Consider the following 19,156-nt stretch of genomic DNA (forward strand, 5'->3'; position numbering starts at 1 on the left):
TCGTGCGGGGTGCGCGGTGCGGTTTGTGCAGAGGCGCGGGAGGTGCGGTGCGGGTTGCGCGCGCCCATCGTGGAGGCGTGGCATGCTCAGGTCAACGCTGTCTTCGGCCAACCCCTTGTGTCGCGCGCCGCCATGAGGTTTCTTGATCGGCATGGCTGAAACGACAGGCAGTGACGCTGCCACGGGAGATGCGGCTCCCCGGCTCCGCAAGCCGAGCTGGAAGTACATCGGCCCCGGGATCGTCGTCGCCGCGACCGGCGTCGGCGCGGGTGACCTCGTCGCGACGCTCATCGCGGGCAGCAAGTTCGGCTACACGCTCCTGTGGGCCGCGATCATCGGCTGCCTTGTGAAGATCTCGCTCGCCGAGGCGACCGGCCGCTGGCACCTCGCCACCGGCCGCACCCTCTTCGAGGGCTGGCGCAGCCTCGGACAGTGGACCACCTGGTACTTCGCGATCTACGTCGTCGTCTGGGGCTTCGTCTACGGCGCCACGGCGATGTCGTCGAGCGCCCTGCCGCTCGTCGCGCTCTTCCCCGACGGGCCGAGCCTGAAGACCTGGGCGATCCTCTGCGGCCTGATCGGGCTCGCCTTCGTCTGGTTCAACCGGTACGCCGTCTTCGAGAAGGTCATGACGGTCGTCATCGGGATGAAGTTCCTGATCGTCGTGTACGTCGCCATCCGCGTCGCCCCCGACCTCGGCAACGCGTTCGCGGGCCTCGCGCCGGTCCTCCCCGACGGCTCGCTGCTCTACACGCTCGGCCTGATCGGCGGCGTCGGCGGCACCATCACCATGGCCGCGTACGGGTACTGGGTGAACTCCAAGGGCTGGACCGACATCAGCTGGCTCCGGGTCATGCGGCTCGACAACCGCGTCGCCTACATCACCACGGGCGTCTTCGTCGTCGCGATGATGATCATCGGCGCCGAGCTCCTGCACTCCACGAACATCGCCCTCACCTCGGGCGACCGTGGCCTCATCGACCTCGGCAACGTCCTGGAGGACAAGTTCGGGGCGGTCACCGCGAATCTCTTCCTGATCGGCTTCTTCGCCACGTCCTTCGGCGCCCTGATGGGCGTGTGGCACGGCGTGAGCCTGATGTTCGCGGATTTCGTGGAGCGGCTGCGGCGCGAGCGGGACGGGTCCGCCCCGAAGGCCCCGGAGGCCGGTGAGGTCACCGCGGGCGCCGACGAGATGGTCAAGGAGGTCGCGGCCGGCAAGCGGGAGAAGTCGGTGCCCTTCCGGGCGTATCTGCTGTGGCTCACCTTCCCGCCGATGGGCCTGCTCTTCCTGGACCAGCCGTTCGGCCTGGTCGTCGCCTACGGCGTGCTCGGCGCGTTCTTCATGCCGTTCCTCGCGCTCACGCTGCTCTGGCTGCTCAACTCCTCGCGCACACCCAAGCAGTGGCGCAACGGCATCCTGAGCAACGTGATGCTCGCGGGGGCCGGACTGCTCTTCCTCGTCCTGTGCGTACAGCAGGTGCGCGACCTGCCCTGGTAGGCCCGCGCTCGGGGAGCACCGCAGCGCCGCCGGGGGAGCGGCGGCGCTGCAGGCGTGCGGGGGCGGTCGCCCGTTACGGCAGACCGTGGACGTGCGGTCCGACCGCCTTGGACCAGGAACTGCCGTCGGCCGCGTCCCAGTTCGTCGACCAGGCCATCGCGCCCCGGATGCCGGGGTACGTCCTGGACGGCTTGAAGGAGCCGCAGCTCGTGCCCTTCGCCAGGCAGTCCAGGGCCTGGTTCACGACGGACGGCGAGACGTAACCGCCGCCTGCCGCCTTCGCCGAGGCCGGGACACCTATGCCGACCTGCGACGGGGCGAGGCCGCCCTCCAATTGGATGCAGGCGAGCGCGGTGAGGAAGTCGACCGAGCCCTGGCTGTAGACCTTGCCGTCACAGCCCAGCATCGAACCGCTGTTGTAGTACTGCATGTTGACGACCGTGAGGATGTCCTTCACGGCGAGCGCCGTCTTGAAGTACTCGTTCGACGTCGACTGCATGTCGATCGTCTGCGGCGCCATGGTCAGCACGAACCCCGAACCGGCCTTCCCGGCCAGGGACCTCAGGGCCTGCGACATGTACGTCGAGTTGAGCCCGTTCTCCAGGTCGATGTCAACGCCGTCGAAGCCGTACTCCTGCATGAGCGCGTACGCCGAGTCCGCGAAGGCACTCGCCGACGCCGAGTCGTTGACGGACACCGCGCCCTTCTCGCCGCCGACCGAGAGGATCACGGACTTCCCGGCCGCCTGCTTGGCCTTCACGTCGGCCTTGAACTGCTCGACGGTGTATCCGCCGAGCCCGGCGGAGTCCAGGTTGAAGGCCAGCTCGCCCGGCGTGCCGGTCGCGTCCGCGAACGACACCGCGATGATGTCGTACGCGTCCTGGACGTCGCTCAGCTTCTGGACGGTGGCGCCGTTGTCGAAGTTCTGCCAGTAGCCGGTCACCGCGTGCTTCGGCACGGCGCGGGTGTCCGCGTCGGCGTCGTCGGCGCCGCCGGTGAGCAGGCCGGTGAGCGCGAGGGCGAGTGCCGTTGTCAGACCGATGACGGACCCTGCCTTCCTGCGTGTCCTGCCGCGTGCGTGGTCCATTACTGCCTCCGGTGGGGGGAATTGGGGCGCTCGGAGAGCTTTCGCCGGGCGGTACGAGGGGGGTGCCCGGCGCCTTGCCTGGTCGTACAAGCTGGTCCAGACCAATTGCGTTGTCAAGACCTCTGGCATCACCCGGACCCCGCGAGTCCGGCCAACCTCTGCGTGAACAGTGGGAAGTTGGGTGTTGAGGTGGCGATGACCTGGATAAGGTGCTGAGGCAGAAGTGCACGAAGACCGGGGGGTGTACGTATGCCGACCGCCATAGCCGTCACCGGCCCTGACCTGGTGCTGCCCTCGCCCGACCGGCACACCCCGTCCGCGGCCGTCCTGCAGAGCGCCGTCCAGTCACCGCGGACGTACTCCCTGGACCAGGCGCTCACCGAGATGCACACGCTGATCGAGCACCACGGCTATGTGATCGTCCTCTGCCCCGCGTCGGCGCCACCCGCCCTCGTCCAGCGCATGCACGCGATCCGCTCCGTCCTGGAGAGCGACCGCATCGCGATCCTGCGCCCCGACCTGCCGCCGCTCGGCCTCGCGGTCCTTGCGCTCCAGCTCCGCCAGCTGTCGATCTGCGACTTCAGCCCGGGGGTCCTCGCCTCCGCCGCCCGCCTTCTCTCCCACTACATCTACGCGGGCGCGCTGCTCGGCTCGGTGGCGAAGCTGGACCGGGTCCCGGTCACGCTGCAGTCCCACGCCAAGTCATGGGTGCCGGGCGCTCAGTTCGCCGTCCTCGCCACGCCGCGCCCCGAGCTGATCAAGGTGACGGGCGACGCGACGCTGCCGGGCCCCGGCTTCGGCACGAAGATGCTGTACGCCACCGGACAGCTGGGATCCGACTGGGTCACCGAGACGCTCGCGCCGGCCTGGCGGACCCAAGGGGTCGCGGAAGCGCGGCTTCCGGGAGACTCCGCGCGCTGGTGGGCCACCGGCAAGCTCGTCGAGTTCGCCGCGGCGATCCCCGACATCTCGGTGCTCTACCAACTGGTGTCGTCCGTCCGGCGGGACGACTGCCACTGGTGCGGCCTCGAACTCATCGGTGACCGCTGCGGGTTCTGCGCCGCGCCCCTGCTGCCACCACCGGAACGCGCGGCGCCCGCCGCCGCCTCCGCTCCCGCCCCTGCCTCGGCTCGCGCCGTACGCGCGCTTCCGCGAGGCAGGACGTAAGGCCAGGCTCCTCTGGGTACGAACCCGAACTGAACGCGCGCCACAACGATCACTGTCCGTAGCCGCCCGCATCCGATCGAGGTAGTCCGGTCCATGAACTCACGCCAGCGCCGCGGCGTCATCCTGCTGGTCCTTTCGGTCCTGGCCGCGTTCGGCGCGTTCGCGGGCGTCCTCTCCGTGATCCGGGACGTGAACTCGAAGGTGGGCCCCGAGGTGGCCGCGTACAAGCTGAAGGGGGACATCGCCCCCTACAAGGAGCTGAGCGCGGACCAGTTCGAGAAGGTCGAGATGCCCGAGAGGTGGCTCTCGGACAACGCCGTCACCGATCTCCGCCAGGTCCGCGGCAAGATCGCGGTGACCGAGCTGCGCAAGGGCTCGCTGCTCCAGACGGACATGATCGTGAACCGTCCCGAACTGGAGCCGGGCCAGCAGGAGATCGCCATCATGATCGACGCGGCGACGGGCGTCGCGGGCAAGATCACGCCGGGCTCGACGGTCAACATCTACGCCACGTTCAAGGGCGAGACCGACAACGCCAAGGACCAGTCGAAGGTCATCGTCGAATCCGCGAAGGTGATCGACGTGGGCAAGCTGACGGCCCTCGACCCCGACCAGGACGACCGCAGCAGCCGTCGTAGGGCGACGGAGGCCGTGCCGATCACGTTCGCCCTGGACACCGCGGACGCGCAGCGCGTCGCGTACGCGGAGTCGTTCGCCACGCATGTCCGCCTGGCTCTGGTGGGCCAGGGCGAGGAGGCGGCGATCCCGCGGGGCGACCGGACGTACACACTCGACGAGGACAAGTAGGGGGCCTGGGGATGTGCCGCACGTCTGAACCGTCGCTGGGCGTCGAAGCGCTTGCTCCCGCCGTGGTCGGCCGCCCTGGGCCGCCGCTTCGCGGCGGATCTTTCCCGCCCACCCACCCGATTACCCCGCGGGGCAATCGGGTGGGTGGGCGGGAAAAGCCTGTTCGGCGGCACTCACCGCCGGGTGGGAGTGCTAGGGACGTGCACCCCGCCGCAGGCGGAAGGCGCCCACTGCCGGGTGGAAGTTCTCGGGGCGTGCAGGCCGCTCCAGGCGGAAGGCGCCCGCTGCCGAGTGGAAGTGCACGGGGCGTGCAGGCCGCCGCAGGACGCCCGCAACCCCTGCCGGGAGGCGATCGCGCATGACGACCAGGATCCTCCCCGCCGTGGGAGACATGGATGCGGCCCGCGCACTCTCCACCCTCATGGGACAACTGCCGGACGCGGAGCCCGCACTACCGGTGGCGGACTCCACCGCCCTGCTCGACCACCTGGCACGTCTCGCCGCGGAATCCATCGACGAGCTCCCCGAAGTCGTCCTCATCCATGAGCGCATCGGCCCCGTCCCCGCCCTCGACCTCATCCGCGACCTCGTGCTCCGCTTCCCCGCGGTAGGCGTCGTCCTCATCACCGCCGACACCAGCCCCGCCCTCCTCACCGCCGCGATGGACTCCGGTGCCCGCGGCATCGTCGGCTTCCCCCTCGCGTACGACGCCCTCGCCGAGCGCGTGCACGCGGCGGCCGCCTGGTCCGCGGGGATGCGCCGGCATCTGGGCAGCGCGGGCATGGAGCTCTACGCCGGGCCGGGGGAGACCCCGGGCGGCGGCCACGTCGTCGCCGTCAGTGGGGCCAAGGGAGGCGTCGGGACGACCCTTGCCGCCGTCCAACTCGCCCTCGCAGCAAGGGCATCCGGCCGCACCGTCGCGCTCCTCGACCTGGACCTGCAGGCCGGCGACGTCTCCTCCTACCTGGACGTCCAGTTCCGCCGCTCCATCGCCGACCTCGCGTCGATCACCGACATCACGCCCCGCGTCCTCCAGGACGCCGTCTACACCCACGAGACCGGCATCGGCCTCCTCCTGGCCCCCGGCGAGGGCGAGCGGGGCGAGGAGATCACCGACCGGGTGGCCCGCCAGACGCTCAGCGCCCTGCGCAGCCGCTACGACGTCGTCCTCGTCGACTGCGGCACGTACGTCACCGGGGCGAGCGCGGCGGCCATCGAACTCGCCGACCAGGCCATCCTGTTGGTCACCCCGGACGTCGTCTCCGTACGCGCCGCCAAGCGCATGGTGCGCCTGTGGGACCGCCTCCAGATCCGCAAGGCGGAGGAGACGCTCACGGTCGTCAACCGCCACGGCAAGGGCGCGGAGATCCAGCCTTCGCTGGTGGAACGGGTGACGGGGACGAAGGTGGCCCGTACGACCATCCCCGCGCACTTCAAGGAACTGCAGGGCGCGGTCGACGCGGGCCGCATGCAGGACCTGGACAGCAAGTCCACGGTCAAGCAGGCGCTGTGGGCGCTGGCGGGCGAGCTCGGCCTGGTGGACCCGGAGGCGGCCTCGTCCGGCGGGTCCAGGCGACTGACCCTGCGCAAGCGCGTCGGCGGCGACCGGGGCGCGGTCACCCTGGAGTTCGCCGGGATGTTCCCGCTGCTGCTCGCGGTGATGGGCCTGCTGTGGCAGTGCGCGCTGTACGGCTACACGTTCTCCCTGGCGGGAAACGCCGCCGACGAGGCGGCGCGGGCCGCCACGGCCGCGTACGCGGTGGGAGAGGGCGGCGCGGCGGCGTGCGAGGCCGCGGCCAAGGAGCATCTGCCGTCGGCGTGGCAGGGCGCGGAGGTGGCCTGCACGGACGAGGGAGCGGTGTGGAAGGCCCACGTGGACGCGGACGTCCCGCTGTTCTTCCCCGGGATCGACGCGGGGTGGAGCGTGAGCGGCGAGGCGGGGGCGGCGAAGGAGGGTGAGGACGGGTGAGGGGCTGCCGTCGGCTCGGGCGCACCGCCGATCACCGGCTCCGGCGCGAGAATCCTCGCCGCAAGGGCCTCGGAAGCGGTCTCAAAAGCGGCCTGAGAAGCGACCGAGGCGTCTCCATGCTCGAATTCGCCGGCTTCCTGCCCATCCTGCTCCTCATCGGCCTGGCCACCATCCAGCTGGGCCTCGTCGGATACGCCGTCAACCAGGCGGGCTCGGGCGCCCGCGCGGCGGCCCGCGTCGCCTCCCAGGGCGAGGGCGGGGAAGCCGCGGGCATGGCCGCGATGGACGGCGGCCTCGACGCCCAGGTCGCCATCAGCGGCGGCGGCGCCACGACGACGGCGGACGTCACCGTCCAGGTCCCCACACTGCTGCCCTTCGTGGACGCGGGCTGGTCCGTCACGAAGTCGGCCACGATGCCCAACGACGACGACGAAGAGGGGAGCTGAGCAAGCCAGATGAGCCTCCGCGACCGCGTGGCGACCCCGCACGACCACGGCAAGGGCAGCGGCCCGAGCCGCGACGACAGCCTCGTCGCCGTCTACCGCTCCAAGCTCCTCGAAGAGATCGACCTCGCCGAGATGTCGTCCCTGACGGCGGCGGACCGCCGCGTCCGCCTGGAACGCGTCATGGGCCACATCATCAGCCGCGAGGGCCCCGTCCTCTCCACCTCGGAACGCTCCCAGCTCATCCGCCGCGTCGTGGACGAGGCCCTGGGACTCGGCGTACTCGAACCGCTCCTCGCCGACGCCTCCATCACGGAGATCATGGTGAACGGCCCCGACTCGATCTTCGTGGAGCGGGCCGGGAGGGTGGAGCAGCTCCCCCTCCGCTTCGCGTCGAACGACCAGCTCATGCAGACCATCGAACGCATCGTCTCCACGGTCAACCGCCGCGTCGACGAGTCGAACCCCATGGTCGACGCGCGCCTGCCCACCGGCGAGCGCGTGAACGTGATCATCCCGCCCCTCGCCCTCACCGGCGCGACGCTCACCATCCGCCGCTTCCCGCGCGCGTACACGCTGCACGAGCTCATCGGCCTCGGGTCGCTCGACGAGCACATGCTGCTCCTGCTCTCCGCCTTCGTGCGCGCCCGCTTCAACATCATCGTCAGCGGCGGCACGGGCTCCGGAAAGACGACGCTGCTCAACGCGCTCTCCGGCCTCCTTCCGGCCCACGAACGCATCATCACCATCGAGGACTCGGCGGAACTGCAACTCCAGCAGGACCACGTGATCCGCCTCGAATCGCGCCCCCCGAACGTCGAGGGAAAGGGCCAGATCACCATCCGCGACCTGGTCCGCAACAGCCTCCGCATGCGCCCCGACCGCATCATCGTCGGTGAGGTCCGAGGCGGCGAGACCCTCGACATGCTCCAGGCGATGTCCACGGGCCACGACGGCTCCCTCGCCACGGTCCACGCGAACACGGCGGAGGACGCCCTGATGCGCCTGCAGACCCTGGGCTCGATGTCCGAGGTCCAGATCCCCTTCGAGGCCCTGAAGGACCAGATCAACTCGGCGGTCGACGTGGTCGTCCAGCTCGCCCGGCACGCGGACGGCTCCCGCAAGATCGCCGAGATCGTCCTGCTCGTCTCGCACGGCCGCGAACAGTTCCGCATCGCCCCGGTGACCCGCTTCGTGCCGCACCAGCCGGGCGGCAACGGCCTGGACCGCCGCGTCCACGGCTACTTCGAGCACCTGCCGCTGCCGCGCTCCGTCGCCGAGCGGCTGTACGTCGCGGGCGAGCCGGTGCCGCCCGGCTTCGGCGTGGCGCAGGCCATCGACGTACTGAACACGAGAGAGGCGATCGGCTGATGACGGCGACGAGAAGGACGGCGGGAGCGTGATGGACAACCCTGCCCTCCTGGCCATCGGCGCGACGATCCTGACCTGCACGCTCGCCGTCGCGGGAGTCCAGGCGTACGCCTCGGGCCGCGCCCAGCGCCAGGAACTGGTCGACCGCCTGTCGATCGGCCCCGGCACGGCCGACGCCGCCGGCCGTGGCCGCCGCTTCTCGGCCGTCGACCGCCGCCTGCGCCGCACCCGCCTCGGCCGGGCCATCCACCTGCGCCTCTCGGCGACGGGACTCGACCTCACGGCGGGCGAATTCTTCATCTACGTCGTGGCGGTCGTCGCCGCGCTCTGGCTCATGGCGGCGGCCACGCTGGCCCCGTTCTTCGGCCCGATCGCGGGCATCGTGGCGGTCTGGAGCGCGGTCGTCTTCCTCAACTGGCAACGCCAGAAACGCATTGAGGCGTTCATCAACCAACTCCCGGACGTGGCCCGCATCCTGGCCAACGCGACAGCGGCGGGCCTGGCCCTGCGCACCTCCCTGGCGATGGCGGCGGAGGAACTGGAGTCCCCGGCGGGCGAGGAACTGTCCATGGTGGCGGACCAGTTGACCCTGGGACGCTCGATCGACGACACCCTGGGCGAACTGGCGGCACGTCTCCCGTCCCGCGAACTGGTCGTCCTCGTCACCACCCTGGTCCTCTCCAACAAGGCGGGCGGCTCGGTGGTCAATTCCCTCCGGAACCTCACCCAGACCCTGGAGGACCGCAAGGAGACGCGACGCGAGGTCCGCACGATGCTCTCGGAGGTGCACGCGACGGCGTTCACGGTCCCGCTCCTCGGCCTCGGCTCGCTGCTCCTCATCAACTCGTCCAACGAGGGCGCGCTGGCCCGGGTGACCGGCTCACCGATGGGACAGACGCTGATCCTGATCGCGCTGGGCCTGTACGCGGTGGGCTTCTTCGTGATCAGACGCCTCGGCAAGATCGAAGTGTAGGGAGGGGGAGGAGAGGTGGACATGTTCGCTCTGGCGATGGCGGCCGTGATGGGCCTGGCGGTGGCGGGAGTGTGCCAGGGCATCCGCATGTACCGGGCGGAGGCGAAACTCCCCTCGGACCTGGCGATAGCCCTGGAGGTCGGCGCCACCCGCGTATCGACGGCGGGGTCGGCGGTGGACCGCCTGGGCATACGCTTCGCCCCCCTGGTCCTGCGCCTGATGGGCCCGAAACGGGTGGACGCCAAGCGCCGCAAGATCGACATGGCCGGCAACCCGGGAGGCCTGACGATCGACCGCTATGCGGCACGCAGGGCGGTCTACGGCATCTTCGGCGTGGTAATGGGCCTGGTGTTCCTCACCAACGGCGCCTCGCTCTTCGGCCTCCTGACCTTCGCCTTCGGCGTGACGGCGGCGGACGCGCTGATCTGGCAGGCGATACGGGAACGGCGCGAGGTCATCGACCGCACGCTCCCGGACTTCCTGGACGTACTCGCGGTGGTGGTCTCGGCGGGCCTCGGCTTCCGCCAGGCACTGGACCGGGTCGCGGAACGCTACGAGGGCCCCTGGGCGGACGAACTCCGCATCACGCTCCGCCAGATGGACATGGGAGTGAGCCGCAGACAGGCCTTCGACGAGTTGCGCCGCAGGAACGCCTCCGAACAGGTCTCCCAGTTCGTCTCGGCACTCCAACAGGGCGAGGAGTTGGGATCACCGATCGCGGACACACTGATCCAACTGGCCACGGACATGCGCCGCACGGACGCGCAGAACTCCCGCCGCAGGGCGGCGAAGACGATCCCCAAGGCAACGATGGTCACGCTGGTCTTCATGCTTCCGGCCACGATGATTCTGATCGCGGCGGGAATGTTTCTCGGCTCGGGCTCGGACTTCGGCTCGATCCTGGGAAAGTGAGGAAGCCATGACCGCTCCGGACCACTGCGGGCCAGACGCCGATATCAAGCCACTCGCCGAAACCACTTCGCGCGTGCAACTGAATATGGGACAGTCACCCGAAGGGCAGAATCGCCCCAGTCCCCCCGGGCGCGGCTTCGCCCGCCCTGCGATCCCGCAACTGACCTTTGCAAAAGCTGAGTTCACGCTACGCGCGGAAGGGGAAGTCGTGAACCGCAAGCAACCACCGAACGACCCGACCGGTACCTCCACCGCAAGCCCCCGAGGCGCGTGATGACCTCGCCACCGGGGAAGGGAACTCGCCAACTTCCGCGCACCAGAAGGTATTGGTTGCGGAGAGTGGCTGTTGGGTCACAAGATCTCGCGTACGTTGCCTATGACGACAGCGGCGTCGGAATCGGTTGCGCCGGCAGTGCGATTCGCGGTGTGTTCCGCGATGCGGGCGCGAGTACGGATGCGTGTACGTGTGCGTGTATCGGGTGGGAAAGAAGGGGCCGTCGTGCTGAAGGAACGCGTACTCAGAGTCTGGATCGACTGGACGGTGACCGTGACTTCCCGGGTTCGGGGGAGGGAGCGGGATGCGGGGGCTGGGTTTGTGGAGTATGCGGGGTTGATGATTCTTATTGCGGGGATCTTCGTTCTGATCGACGGCTTGGGTCTCGACGGCCAGATCTCCGGAGCGATCCAGGACGCGGTGTCGGACGTGATCGGCGGCTGAGGCGCAGTCGTCGCCTCGATGACACAGGGCAGACTCTCCCCATCTACATCTGGGTGACGGGGATTCTGCTCTTTGTTGCGTTCGCGTTCTTCGCGTTCGCGCAAGCCGCATCCGCGCGGAACGGGGCTCAATCCGCTGCGGACGCCGCTGCGTTGGCGGCCGCGCAGGAGGCAAGAGAGGAACTTGTCGACGGGCTGGGGGCGTCCATCGGCGAGGGCGACGACTGGCTCGACTGGCTCGCCGGCGACAACTTCGACGGTGACGGCGCCGAAGGTGCGGCGGACGCGCTGGCTGCGGACAACGACTCGTCTGTCATCGGCTTCGGCCCGGCCGAAGTGAACGGCTTTCCGGGGTTCCGAGCGGAGATCGAGACCAACTACACGGTGGGGGATTCGATCATCCCCGGTACGGAGTCCCAGCACGCCCGGGCCGAAGCCACCGCCATCATCAAGCCGCGCTGCGATGTTGCTCCTTCGGCGGACCCCGAGAAGGCCGTGGAATTCGAATGCGACGGCGGCGAATCCATCGAGATCGATCCGGAAGACTTCGAGCTGGACGATCTTCCGGATGCGTCCGTTCTCTTCTCTGTTCACCTGGCTGACTGATGAGTGGCCGACGAAAGAAGGAATCCGTACCGATGAGCATTCGGCGCACCAAAAAGACCCGCAGGGCAATGACCGCTGTGGCGATCACTACTGGGCTGGTCCTTGCGGTCGCCGGTTGTGGTGGTGGGGACGACGGCGGTGATGACAAGCCGGAGAAAGGCGCTTCGTCACCTGCGACGACCAAGAGCAGTGAGGGCGACGAGGGCAAGGACGAGAAGTCCAAAGCTCCGGCGACGGACCAGGTGCTGGCAGAGGTGAAGGGGGAGGAGAACATCACCCTCACGGTCTCGTCCGCCACCCGTGATGAGGGTGGTTTCGTCACGGTTTCCGGCAAGGTGACCAACAGTGGGGGCAAGTTCTGGGCTGCGGCCAACTGGCGAGGCGAAGAGCGCGAGCTGAACAAGAACGGGTCATCGGTGGCCGGGGCGAGCCTGGTCGACAACGCGGGGAAGAAGAAGTACTTGGTTCTCCGCGACACGGAGGGGCGGTGCCTGTGCACCAAATTCACCGGCGGTGTGAAGCCCGGCCAGACCGCTGACTGGTATGCCCAGTTCCCTGCCCCGCCGGAGGGCACGTCCAAGGTCGCCTTCCAGGTGGGAGCGATGCCCCCCGCCTCCATCGAGATCTCCGAGGGCGAGTGACCCATGGGCCACCCACGATCACGCACCCGCACCCGTACCCTCGCCACAGCGACGGCGACGGCGACGGTCACCCTCACAGCCCTGGTCTTCCTCACCGGCACCCCAGCCTTCGCCGACGACGAAGACCCCAGCGCACCCCCGGGCAGCACCACCACATCACCGCCCCCCGAGGTCGACTCCAACAGCCCGGGGTTGAAGCTGGCCGATGGCGCGACCCTTGCCCCGGCGAAGGTGCTGGACATCAAGTCGGTCGTCGAGGACCTCGGCGGCGAGGAACGCCGCGAGGACACCAACACGGACGTGAAGTTCGCGCTGCAGGCGGAAGTCCTCTTCCCCAAGGACAGCAACAAGCTGAACCCCGAGGCGAACGCCCGTATCAAGGCGATCGCGGAAGAGGCCAAGGCGCAGAAGGCGACGACCGTCAGGGTGTTCGGCTTCACGGACAACCTCGGCTCCTACAGCCACGGCAAGACCCTCTCCCGCAAGCGCGCGGAAGCGGTGCACGACAAGCTGGCGAGCTACTTGGGCCCCGAGGTCACGTACTCCGTACGCGGCTACAGCGAGGACTATCCGATCGCGGACAACACCTCCGAGCAGGGCCGCAAGAAGAACCGCCGCGTCGAGGTCACGTTCCCCCGGGGAGAAACAGGAGCAAGCGACGCGGGGACGCAGAGCTAGGCGGCGGCCACCGGCGGCCAGCTACTTGCCGCACTCCGCCAAGTAGCGGTCGAAGGCATGGTCCTTGGCGCCCCGCGCGATGGCGTCCGTGTACGCGTCCGCGCGCAGGACCCCGGCCGCGAGGCGGGTGTCGTCCTCGAGGTCCTTCGTGTCCGCGCATGCCGCCACCACGATCCAGTCGGCGTGCGTCCCCTTGTCCTTCGCGGTGCCGTAGGTCGCCTTCTCACCGGTGACCGGCTTGGACAGGTCGTACGACACCATCGACGAGGCCGCCGGCAGCCCCTCTTCCACCTGCGCGACGGTCTGACCGACGAACGAGGTGACCGGCACGTGGGCGGGCGTGTCCGGGTCGTCGTGGCTGCCGCACCCGCTCAGCAGCATCGCGGCTCCGCCGACGGCGATGGCAGCGGCCCCGGCCACGACGCGCCGACGGACCGACACGCTGCGCGCGCCGCGTCGAGCGGGCATGGCTCGGTCAGGGCGGAGAACACTCACTTGACCTTGCAACTCACCTTCGCGGGAGCCGGGTTGAAGGCGTGCTTCCACCCGCTCGTACCGGCCTTGTAGTCGAGAGGCGTGGTGATGTGCTTCTCGATCTTGTACTTGTACCGGGTGCCGATCGGGTACGCGACGAGCGAGTGCCCCTTCTTCACCGGGGAGCTGCACGTCACGGCGACGGACTGGGTCTTGGCCTGGCTGATGTTCAGGCTGCCCGCGACGGCGCCGCGGCTGAGGCCGAAACCCGCGTCAATGGTGCGCGTCGCCGACGCCGTCTTGTTGATCATGCACGTCATGCCCTTGGTCTGGGCCGTACAGCGGGCGATCTCGTCCTTCTGGTTCGTGTAGTTCGTCTGCTTCGACTTATTGATGAGCTTGCTGTACTTGCCGACCGCGGCCCTGGTCGATATGCCGGGCTTCGCGGTGGGTGAGGCGTCCTCGTGCGCGGATCGTGCGCTCGCGTGCGCGGCAGTGGCGGTGGCCAGCAGCGCCGCGGACAGGGCGAGTACGGTTCCGGCGATGCGAGTCGTCGAGCTCAGGCGCATTTGCGTTCCCCCATTTTGTTCTTGGTCGCCAAAGATCGTACTCGACTGCACGCCTACCCTGACCTGCGCGTCTGTGCCTCGGTGAAGCAGATGCGTGGTGGCGGTGGTGCCCGGGTCCGGGACTTTCCTGCGCCCCGCCCCGCTGCCCGCCCCCGCAGTGGAAGCAGACGTTCCAGTAATGCGAGGTGCGGAAGACCACGACCTTGCGTCACGAAACACAGCCCAGGGTTTCGCTGCCGGAGGCGACCATCAGCGGAAATGCGCGTGAGTTGTGACCCTGTGTGATGCGAAGATCGGGTCATGAGCGGTTTCGACGTACTTGTGGCGGAAGCGGAGTCGGCCCCGACCGAGGGGTGGGACTTCTCGTGGTTCGAGGGGCGGGCCACCGAGGAGCGGCCCTCCTGGCGGTACGCCCACGCCATGGGAGAGCGGCTCGGGCACGCCACCGCCTCCCTCGACATCCAGACCGGCGGCGGCGAGGTCCTCGCGTCCGCGCCTTCCCTGCCGCCGCTCGTCGTCGCCACGGAGGGGTGGGCGCCGAACGTGGCCAAGGCGACCTCGCTGCTTCATCCGCGCGGCGCGGTGGTCGTGGCCTCGCCGGAGGACGCGCCGCTGCCGTTCGCGGCGGAGGCGTTCGACCTCGTCACCAGCCGGCACCCGGTGAAGGCACACTTCGACGAGATCGCCCGCGTGCTGCGCCCCGGCGGCACGTACTTCGCCCAGCACGTCGGCCCCGCCAGCGCCTTCGAGGTCGTCGAGTACTTCCTCGGCCCGCAGCCCGAGGACGTGCGCAACGCCCGCCACCCCGACGCCGAACGGGCCGAGGCGGAAGCGGCGGGCCTGGAGATCGTCGACCTGCGGGCGGAACGGCTGCGGATGGAGTTCTACGACGTCGGCGCCGTCGTCCACTTCCTGCGCAAGGTGGTGTGGATGGTGCCGGACTTCTCGGTGGAGCGGTACTGGTCGCGGCTGCGGGAACTGCACGACCGGATCGAGACCGACGGCTCCTTCGTCGCCCACAGCACCCGCCACCTCTTCGACGCCCGCAAGCGGTAAACAGGGTGAGGAGCAGTGGCGCCCGCAGCCCCGGCCTACGCGTGCGCCCCCACCGTCACCTTCCCCACCACCAACTCCGCCACCCCCTCCAACACTTCCCCCACCCGCTCCACTTGCCCCGCCAGCTCCCGCCCCTCGGCGGTGCTCAGTGCCTTCAGAGGTTCCACCGTGACCGTCAGGCGGCGGCCGGAGCGGCGTTGGTGCCAGACTCCCGCCACGACTCCGTCGATCAGCAGCACCGGGAAGTTGCCCGCCTGGCCCCCGGCCAGTGCTCGTTCGTACGCCCGGCCCGGGAAGAGGCCGGCCCGCGGGTGTGAGGCGATCACGTACGCGTCGAAGTACGGCAGCAGTCGCACACCCCGCACCGGCTCACCCGCGAACTCCGTGTCCTCCGCGACCACCCACGCGGACACCGTCCCACTCGCCCCCGCGCCCGCCGCCTCCGTCTCCACGGCCTCCATCTCCACCGCCTCGATCTTTCCGGCGGATGCCAGCGTCGCGAACACACCGCTCGCCCAGCCGTCCGGCGCAGCCGCCCACTTGGCGAACTCGTGCGGCCTCGCGGGCCCGTACGCGTACAGGAAGCGCTGGACCAGTTGCTCCGTCGCCTCCCCCGCGGAGAGCTGTGGGGCATCGGACAGCGGCGGACGCGTGTACGTCACCTTGCGGCCCCGGTTCGGTGCGAAGCACAGCACCCCGCGGTGGCCCGCGAGATGCATGACCGAGCGCCACCGCGGCCACATCCCCTGGAAGGCGGGCAGCACCAGGTCGCCCGCCCAGGGCCCCGTACGCGCCACGACCTCCTCGCTCAGCTCGTCGATGGTCAGCCGGACGCCGTCCAGCGCCTCGCCGATCGCGCTCACGATCTCCTCCGTCTGGGAGGGCGTCAGCCGGTCCTCCGCCTTGAACGGGCTCGGTCCGGACGACATCGCGGACAACGCGGCCGTCCAGAACGGGAGTTCCGCGGTCGGCAGGAAGTGGATCGTGCCGCGCGGCCCGTACGTCTTGACCAGGCTCGGTTCCTCGCCCCACAACGCGGCCCGTACGTCCTGCCGGGTCGCCCCGTCCATCCGCAGCCCCACCGACAGCTCCGCGGCCGACATCACCTGGGCCTGCGCGGCGAGCATCGCGTCGACCACCTCGCCGGGTCCGGCCTCACCCGGCGCCGCCGGAGTCCGTAGGAACTGCCGCTCCATGCGCCGGGCGTTGGCAGCACTCCACGTGACGGTGGAAGGGGCGCTCATCGGGGGTCTCCTTCGGTACTGTCGACGGGGGAAGTGGCTCTGCGGACACGAGGAGTGGACCATGCCGAAGAGCGGCGCGGAGGGTAATCCGGGGAGCGGGAGCGGCGCCGGGAGTGCCGGGGAGAGCGGCAAGGAGACCAAGGCGATGTACGTCTGTGGGCTCGACGCCGCCGTGGACGTCGTCGGCGGCAAGTGGAAGCCGATGATCCTCTGGGCGCTCTACGCGGGCAGGACGCTGCGCTTCGGCGAGCTGAGGCGGCACATCGCCGGCATCAGCGAGAAGGTCCTCATCCAGCAGCTGCGCGAGCTGGAGTCCGACGGCATCGTCCATCGCGAGGTGTACCGGGAGGTGCCGCCGAAGGTGGAGTACTCGCTCACCCCCCTCGGCACGTCCCTGAACGAGGCGCTGATCCCGCTGGGCGTGTGGGGCGACGAGAACATGCAGCAGCTGGTGGCCAACCGCGAGTGCAAGAAGGACGGCAAAGCCGCCTGACGGGAAAAGCGGGCCGATGGTTGCCTGCCGAGGTCGATCGTTAGCCAAGCGTGGCGAGCGGGCCGAACCAGCCAAGTGATCCCGGTACAGGTGGCGTTGATTCCGCATCGTTATCCGGACTGGCTCGATCCGGCGGCGAGAATCACGTAAGTTCAGACCAAGGCGAATTCGCGTGAGCAAAGCCACGTGTGCGGTGCCGCGCGGTGGAGGGGGCTGCGCGGCCCCGCGCGCCCCCTCCCTCTGCATCTCTTGGCCTGCTGCTCGGCCGGGTCACACCTCGACCCCCACCCGTACCCCCCGGCACACGCCCCACCCCGCCATCGCCCCGGCCTCCGCCTCCAGGACGTGCCGGGCCCGCAGCCGGGGGCGGCCGATCCGCCAGGGCCGCATCGTCCGCACGGACAGCACCCGCAGCTCCCGGTCCAGATACGCCACGTCGACGGCGAACCGCATCCCCACCGTGTGCACGCTGCTCGCCGGGCTCAAAAGCATCGCCCCGCTCACCCCGTCACGGCCGAGCAGGCCGCGCCGCCGTGCGCCCGCGGAGTCCGCGATCTCCAGGGGGAGGGTCCGGCCGTTCGGGAGCAGAAGCGTCGCCATGCCGGCCGAAGCTAGCGGCCCCCACGCCCGCCACGTCAAGCGGGCGCCCCTGCCCCGTCCCTCCAACGGGCTACTGCCGCGCAGGGCCGGAATATGCCGCCAAGGCCGAAATGCGGTGTGGGAGCAGGGCCGCGCAGTCGCCGCGCGATTTCGGAGAGTAGTTGTGGCACGCCGATGCGCGCGACTTCCCTTACGAAGGGTTATGGTGGAAACCCCCCCTCGGGCCGGTCCATCTCCCCCCCATGGACCGGCCCGATTTTTTGTGCCGGTTATGGTCAGGGACATGTCGAACCAGTTCCCTCCGCCGCCCCATGATCCGCAGGCAGGCCCGCAGGTGGGCCCCCAGCCCGGCCTCCCCTCTTACGGGTACGGCCCCATGGCCCCGCAGAAGATGCCTGGTTCGCTCCGCGCCGCGCAGATCGTCATCTGGGCCCTCGCCGGACTCACCGTGCTCGGCTCCATCGCGATAGCCGCCTCGGGAGACGCGACGACGGCGGGCGCGGCCGCAGGGGCGAACGTGTGCCTGCTGGTGGCCGCCGGTTTCGCCTTCTCGTTCCAGAACGCGGGCAACGGAGTGCGGGTGACGTGCATCGTGCTGATGAGCGTCCAGATCGCGTTCGGTCTCGGCGCGCTGGCCGGCGGTAACCCGGGCGGCGCCCTCGCGCTGCTCGGCTCGATCGCGGCGGTCATCCTGCTGGCGCCCGGCGACGTGGGCGCCTGGTTCAAGCGCCCGCGCACCCCCGCCCCGGGGCAGGGATACGCGGGCTGAGGCGTTCCGCCAGGACTAGCCGCGCCCGGCCCAGATGTTCGTCCCCGGCGTCGACACCGCGAAGGTGTCGATCTCGGTGAGTTCCTCCTCGGTGAGCTTCGGGCCCGCCAGCGCCGCGACGTTCTCCTCGAGCTGCTTCACGCTGGAGGCGCCGATGAGCGCCGACGTCATCCGCTCGTCGCGCAGCACCCAGTTGAGGGCCAGCTGGGCGAGCGACTGGTCACGGCGGGCCGCGATGTCGTTCAGGCCGTTGAGGCGGCGTACGACCTCGTCGCTCAGGAGGTCGGGGTCGAGCGACTTGCCCTGCGTGGCTCGCGAACCCTCCGGGATGCCCTTCAGGTACTTGTTCGTGAGCAGGCCCTGCGCGAGCGGCACGAACGAGATGCAGCCCATGCCCGCGTCCTCGAGCGTGTCGAGCAGGCCGTCGTCCTCGGTCCAGCGGTTGATCATCGAGTACGAGGGCTGGTGGATGAGCGCGGGAACGCCCATCTCCCGCAGCAGGCGCGCCGCTTCGGCGGTCTGCTCGCTGTTGTAGGAGGAGACACCCACGTACAGCGCCTTGCCCTGCCGCACGGCGGAGGCGAGCGCTCCCATCGTCTCTTCGAGCGGGGTCTCGGGGTCGAAGCGGTGCGAGTAGAAGATGTCGACGTAGTCGACGCCCATCCGCTTGAGCGAGGCGTCGAGGGACGACAGCAGGTACTTGCGCGAACCCCACTCGCCGTACGGGCCGGGGTGCATGAGGTAGCCCGCCTTGGTCGAGAGGACCAATTCATCGCGGTACGGGGCGAAGTCCTGGGCGAACAGCTTGCCGAAGTTGAGCTCGGCCGAACCGGCCGGCGGGCCGTAGTTGTTCGCCAGGTCGAAGTGCGTGACGCCCAGGTCGAAGGCGCGGCGCAGGATCGCGCGCTGGCTCTCCAGGGACTTGTCGTCGCCGAAGTTGTGCCACAGGCCGAGGGAGACGGCGGGCAGCTTCAGGCCACTGCGGCCCGTGCGCCGGTACTCCATGGCGTCGTAACGGTCCGCTGCCGCTTGGTACAGAGACGTGTCGTTCATGGGTATGAAGCTACTTCAGCCACGCAACT

Annotated in this window: 21 protein-coding genes; 15 read left to right on the forward strand and 6 right to left on the reverse strand. The window is 69.5% G+C overall.

Features of this window, described 5'->3' with window-relative positions:
* The first annotated feature begins 151 nt into the window (after positions 1–151).
* Positions 152–1,498 (forward strand): Nramp family divalent metal transporter, encoded by a 1,347-nt coding sequence (locus AB0M70_RS14210; RefSeq protein WP_365819940.1) that lies wholly within the window; start codon positions 152–154, stop codon positions 1,496–1,498.
* A 73-nt stretch (positions 1,499–1,571) separates the two neighbouring features.
* On the opposite strand, the gene AB0M70_RS14215 is transcribed toward AB0M70_RS14210, so the two are convergent.
* On the reverse strand, positions 1,572–2,585 hold the full coding sequence (locus tag AB0M70_RS14215; protein ID WP_365819942.1) for a chitinase: 1,014 nt from the start codon (positions 2,583–2,585) through the stop codon (positions 1,572–1,574).
* A gap of 249 nt (positions 2,586–2,834) precedes the next feature.
* Here AB0M70_RS14215 and AB0M70_RS14220 point away from each other — a divergent pair, with 249 nt between their 5' ends.
* From AB0M70_RS14220 to AB0M70_RS14270, 11 genes are all read left to right on the forward strand, one after another.
* Complete coding sequence (locus AB0M70_RS14220; RefSeq protein WP_365819944.1) at positions 2,835–3,752, forward strand: hypothetical protein; 918 nt, start codon at positions 2,835–2,837, stop codon at positions 3,750–3,752.
* A gap of 93 nt (positions 3,753–3,845) precedes the next feature.
* A complete protein-coding gene (cpaB, locus tag AB0M70_RS14225; protein WP_365819946.1) occupies positions 3,846–4,559 on the forward strand; it encodes a Flp pilus assembly protein CpaB in 714 nt (237 codons plus the stop codon).
* A gap of 358 nt (positions 4,560–4,917) precedes the next feature.
* The gene (locus AB0M70_RS14230; protein ID WP_365819948.1) at positions 4,918–6,528 is read left to right on the forward strand and encodes an AAA family ATPase; all 1,611 of its coding nucleotides are present in this window, start codon (positions 4,918–4,920) and stop codon (positions 6,526–6,528) included.
* A 116-nt stretch (positions 6,529–6,644) separates the two neighbouring features.
* Complete coding sequence (locus AB0M70_RS14235; protein WP_365819950.1) at positions 6,645–6,974, forward strand: TadE/TadG family type IV pilus assembly protein; 330 nt, start codon at positions 6,645–6,647, stop codon at positions 6,972–6,974.
* Positions 6,975–6,983: 9 nt separating this feature from the next.
* Positions 6,984–8,342 carry a CpaF family protein gene (locus AB0M70_RS14240; protein WP_365819952.1) on the forward strand — a complete coding sequence of 453 codons (1,359 nt, stop codon included), beginning with the start codon at positions 6,984–6,986 and terminating at the stop codon, positions 8,340–8,342.
* A gap of 31 nt (positions 8,343–8,373) precedes the next feature.
* The gene (locus tag AB0M70_RS14245) at positions 8,374–9,315 is read left to right on the forward strand and encodes a type II secretion system F family protein (RefSeq protein WP_365820668.1); all 942 of its coding nucleotides are present in this window, start codon (positions 8,374–8,376) and stop codon (positions 9,313–9,315) included.
* Positions 9,316–9,336: 21 nt separating this feature from the next.
* Positions 9,337–10,227: a DUF5936 domain-containing protein gene (locus AB0M70_RS14250; protein WP_365819954.1), complete on the forward strand. Its 891-nt coding sequence runs from the start codon at positions 9,337–9,339 to the stop codon at positions 10,225–10,227.
* Between the two features lie 499 nt (positions 10,228–10,726).
* Complete coding sequence (locus AB0M70_RS14255; RefSeq protein ID WP_365820669.1) at positions 10,727–10,945, forward strand: hypothetical protein; 219 nt, start codon at positions 10,727–10,729, stop codon at positions 10,943–10,945.
* Positions 10,942–11,550 carry a pilus assembly protein TadG-related protein gene (locus AB0M70_RS14260; protein WP_365820670.1) on the forward strand — a complete coding sequence of 203 codons (609 nt, stop codon included), beginning with the start codon at positions 10,942–10,944 and terminating at the stop codon, positions 11,548–11,550. The genes AB0M70_RS14255 and AB0M70_RS14260 overlap by 4 nt, the downstream gene beginning before the upstream one ends.
* A gap of 32 nt (positions 11,551–11,582) precedes the next feature.
* Entirely contained in the window at positions 11,583–12,191 is a 609-nt protein-coding gene (locus AB0M70_RS14265; protein ID WP_365819957.1) for a hypothetical protein, read from the forward strand.
* Between the two features lie 3 nt (positions 12,192–12,194).
* A complete protein-coding gene (locus AB0M70_RS14270) occupies positions 12,195–12,869 on the forward strand; it encodes an OmpA family protein (protein ID WP_365819959.1) in 675 nt (224 codons plus the stop codon).
* Between the two features lie 21 nt (positions 12,870–12,890).
* On the opposite strand, the gene AB0M70_RS14275 is transcribed toward AB0M70_RS14270, so the two are convergent.
* The gene (locus AB0M70_RS14275; protein ID WP_365819961.1) at positions 12,891–13,337 is read right to left on the reverse strand and encodes a hypothetical protein; all 447 of its coding nucleotides are present in this window, start codon (positions 13,335–13,337) and stop codon (positions 12,891–12,893) included.
* 23 nt (positions 13,338–13,360) lie between these two features.
* Complete coding sequence (locus tag AB0M70_RS14280) at positions 13,361–13,912, reverse strand: hypothetical protein (RefSeq protein ID WP_365819963.1); 552 nt, start codon at positions 13,910–13,912, stop codon at positions 13,361–13,363.
* Positions 13,913–14,212: 300 nt separating this feature from the next.
* Here AB0M70_RS14280 and AB0M70_RS14285 point away from each other — a divergent pair, with 300 nt between their 5' ends.
* Positions 14,213–14,968 (forward strand): class I SAM-dependent methyltransferase, encoded by a 756-nt coding sequence (locus AB0M70_RS14285; protein ID WP_365819965.1) that lies wholly within the window; start codon positions 14,213–14,215, stop codon positions 14,966–14,968.
* Positions 14,969–15,003: 35 nt separating this feature from the next.
* Here AB0M70_RS14285 and AB0M70_RS14290 read toward each other — a convergent pair whose 3' ends face one another.
* Positions 15,004–16,212, reverse strand: coding sequence for a winged helix DNA-binding domain-containing protein (locus AB0M70_RS14290; RefSeq protein WP_365819967.1), 1,209 nt, complete (start codon positions 16,210–16,212; stop codon positions 15,004–15,006).
* Positions 16,213–16,357: 145 nt separating this feature from the next.
* On the opposite strand from AB0M70_RS14290, the gene AB0M70_RS14295 reads away from it, so the two are divergent.
* The gene (locus AB0M70_RS14295; RefSeq protein WP_365820671.1) at positions 16,358–16,705 is read left to right on the forward strand and encodes a helix-turn-helix domain-containing protein; all 348 of its coding nucleotides are present in this window, start codon (positions 16,358–16,360) and stop codon (positions 16,703–16,705) included.
* A gap of 270 nt (positions 16,706–16,975) precedes the next feature.
* On the opposite strand, the gene AB0M70_RS14300 is transcribed toward AB0M70_RS14295, so the two are convergent.
* Positions 16,976–17,305 (reverse strand): DUF192 domain-containing protein, encoded by a 330-nt coding sequence (locus AB0M70_RS14300; protein ID WP_365819969.1) that lies wholly within the window; start codon positions 17,303–17,305, stop codon positions 16,976–16,978.
* 283 nt (positions 17,306–17,588) lie between these two features.
* Here AB0M70_RS14300 and AB0M70_RS14305 point away from each other — a divergent pair, with 283 nt between their 5' ends.
* Positions 17,589–18,074 (forward strand): hypothetical protein, encoded by a 486-nt coding sequence (locus AB0M70_RS14305; protein ID WP_365819971.1) that lies wholly within the window; start codon positions 17,589–17,591, stop codon positions 18,072–18,074.
* A 15-nt stretch (positions 18,075–18,089) separates the two neighbouring features.
* On the opposite strand, the gene mgrA is transcribed toward AB0M70_RS14305, so the two are convergent.
* Positions 18,090–19,127 carry an L-glyceraldehyde 3-phosphate reductase gene (gene mgrA / locus AB0M70_RS14310; RefSeq protein ID WP_365819973.1) on the reverse strand — a complete coding sequence of 346 codons (1,038 nt, stop codon included), beginning with the start codon at positions 19,125–19,127 and terminating at the stop codon, positions 18,090–18,092.
* Positions 19,128–19,156: the final 29 nt, after the last annotated feature.

This window comes from Streptomyces sp. NPDC051214, from assembly GCF_040682375.1.
Lineage (GTDB): Bacteria > Actinomycetota > Actinomycetes > Streptomycetales > Streptomycetaceae > Streptomyces.

Bases quoted from the DNA above. Each gene is read 5' to 3' on its own strand.
- AB0M70_RS14305 (WP_365819971.1), top strand. From the start codon at position 17,589: ATGTCGAACCAGTTCCCTCCGCCGCCCCATGATCCGCAGGCAGGCCCG.
- AB0M70_RS14290 (WP_365819967.1), bottom strand. From the start codon at position 16,212: ATGAGCGCCCCTTCCACCGTCACGTGGAGTGCTGCCAACGCCCGGCGC.
- AB0M70_RS14285 (WP_365819965.1), top strand. From the start codon at position 14,213: ATGAGCGGTTTCGACGTACTTGTGGCGGAAGCGGAGTCGGCCCCGACC.
- AB0M70_RS14240 (WP_365819952.1), top strand. From the start codon at position 6,984: ATGAGCCTCCGCGACCGCGTGGCGACCCCGCACGACCACGGCAAGGGC.
- AB0M70_RS14280 (WP_365819963.1), bottom strand. From the start codon at position 13,912: ATGCGCCTGAGCTCGACGACTCGCATCGCCGGAACCGTACTCGCCCTG.
- cpaB (WP_365819946.1), top strand. From the start codon at position 3,846: ATGAACTCACGCCAGCGCCGCGGCGTCATCCTGCTGGTCCTTTCGGTC.
- AB0M70_RS14215 (WP_365819942.1), bottom strand. From the start codon at position 2,585: ATGGACCACGCACGCGGCAGGACACGCAGGAAGGCAGGGTCCGTCATC.
- mgrA (WP_365819973.1), bottom strand. From the start codon at position 19,127: ATGAACGACACGTCTCTGTACCAAGCGGCAGCGGACCGTTACGACGCC.
- AB0M70_RS14230 (WP_365819948.1), top strand. From the start codon at position 4,918: ATGACGACCAGGATCCTCCCCGCCGTGGGAGACATGGATGCGGCCCGC.
- AB0M70_RS14265 (WP_365819957.1), top strand. From the start codon at position 11,583: ATGAGCATTCGGCGCACCAAAAAGACCCGCAGGGCAATGACCGCTGTG.
- AB0M70_RS14235 (WP_365819950.1), top strand. From the start codon at position 6,645: ATGCTCGAATTCGCCGGCTTCCTGCCCATCCTGCTCCTCATCGGCCTG.
- AB0M70_RS14300 (WP_365819969.1), bottom strand. From the start codon at position 17,305: ATGGCGACGCTTCTGCTCCCGAACGGCCGGACCCTCCCCCTGGAGATC.
- AB0M70_RS14245 (WP_365820668.1), top strand. From the start codon at position 8,374: ATGGACAACCCTGCCCTCCTGGCCATCGGCGCGACGATCCTGACCTGC.
- AB0M70_RS14275 (WP_365819961.1), bottom strand. From the start codon at position 13,337: ATGCCCGCTCGACGCGGCGCGCGCAGCGTGTCGGTCCGTCGGCGCGTC.
- AB0M70_RS14250 (WP_365819954.1), top strand. From the start codon at position 9,337: ATGTTCGCTCTGGCGATGGCGGCCGTGATGGGCCTGGCGGTGGCGGGA.
- AB0M70_RS14220 (WP_365819944.1), top strand. From the start codon at position 2,835: ATGCCGACCGCCATAGCCGTCACCGGCCCTGACCTGGTGCTGCCCTCG.
- AB0M70_RS14295 (WP_365820671.1), top strand. From the start codon at position 16,358: ATGTACGTCTGTGGGCTCGACGCCGCCGTGGACGTCGTCGGCGGCAAG.
- AB0M70_RS14210 (WP_365819940.1), top strand. From the start codon at position 152: ATGGCTGAAACGACAGGCAGTGACGCTGCCACGGGAGATGCGGCTCCC.
- AB0M70_RS14270 (WP_365819959.1), top strand. From the start codon at position 12,195: ATGGGCCACCCACGATCACGCACCCGCACCCGTACCCTCGCCACAGCG.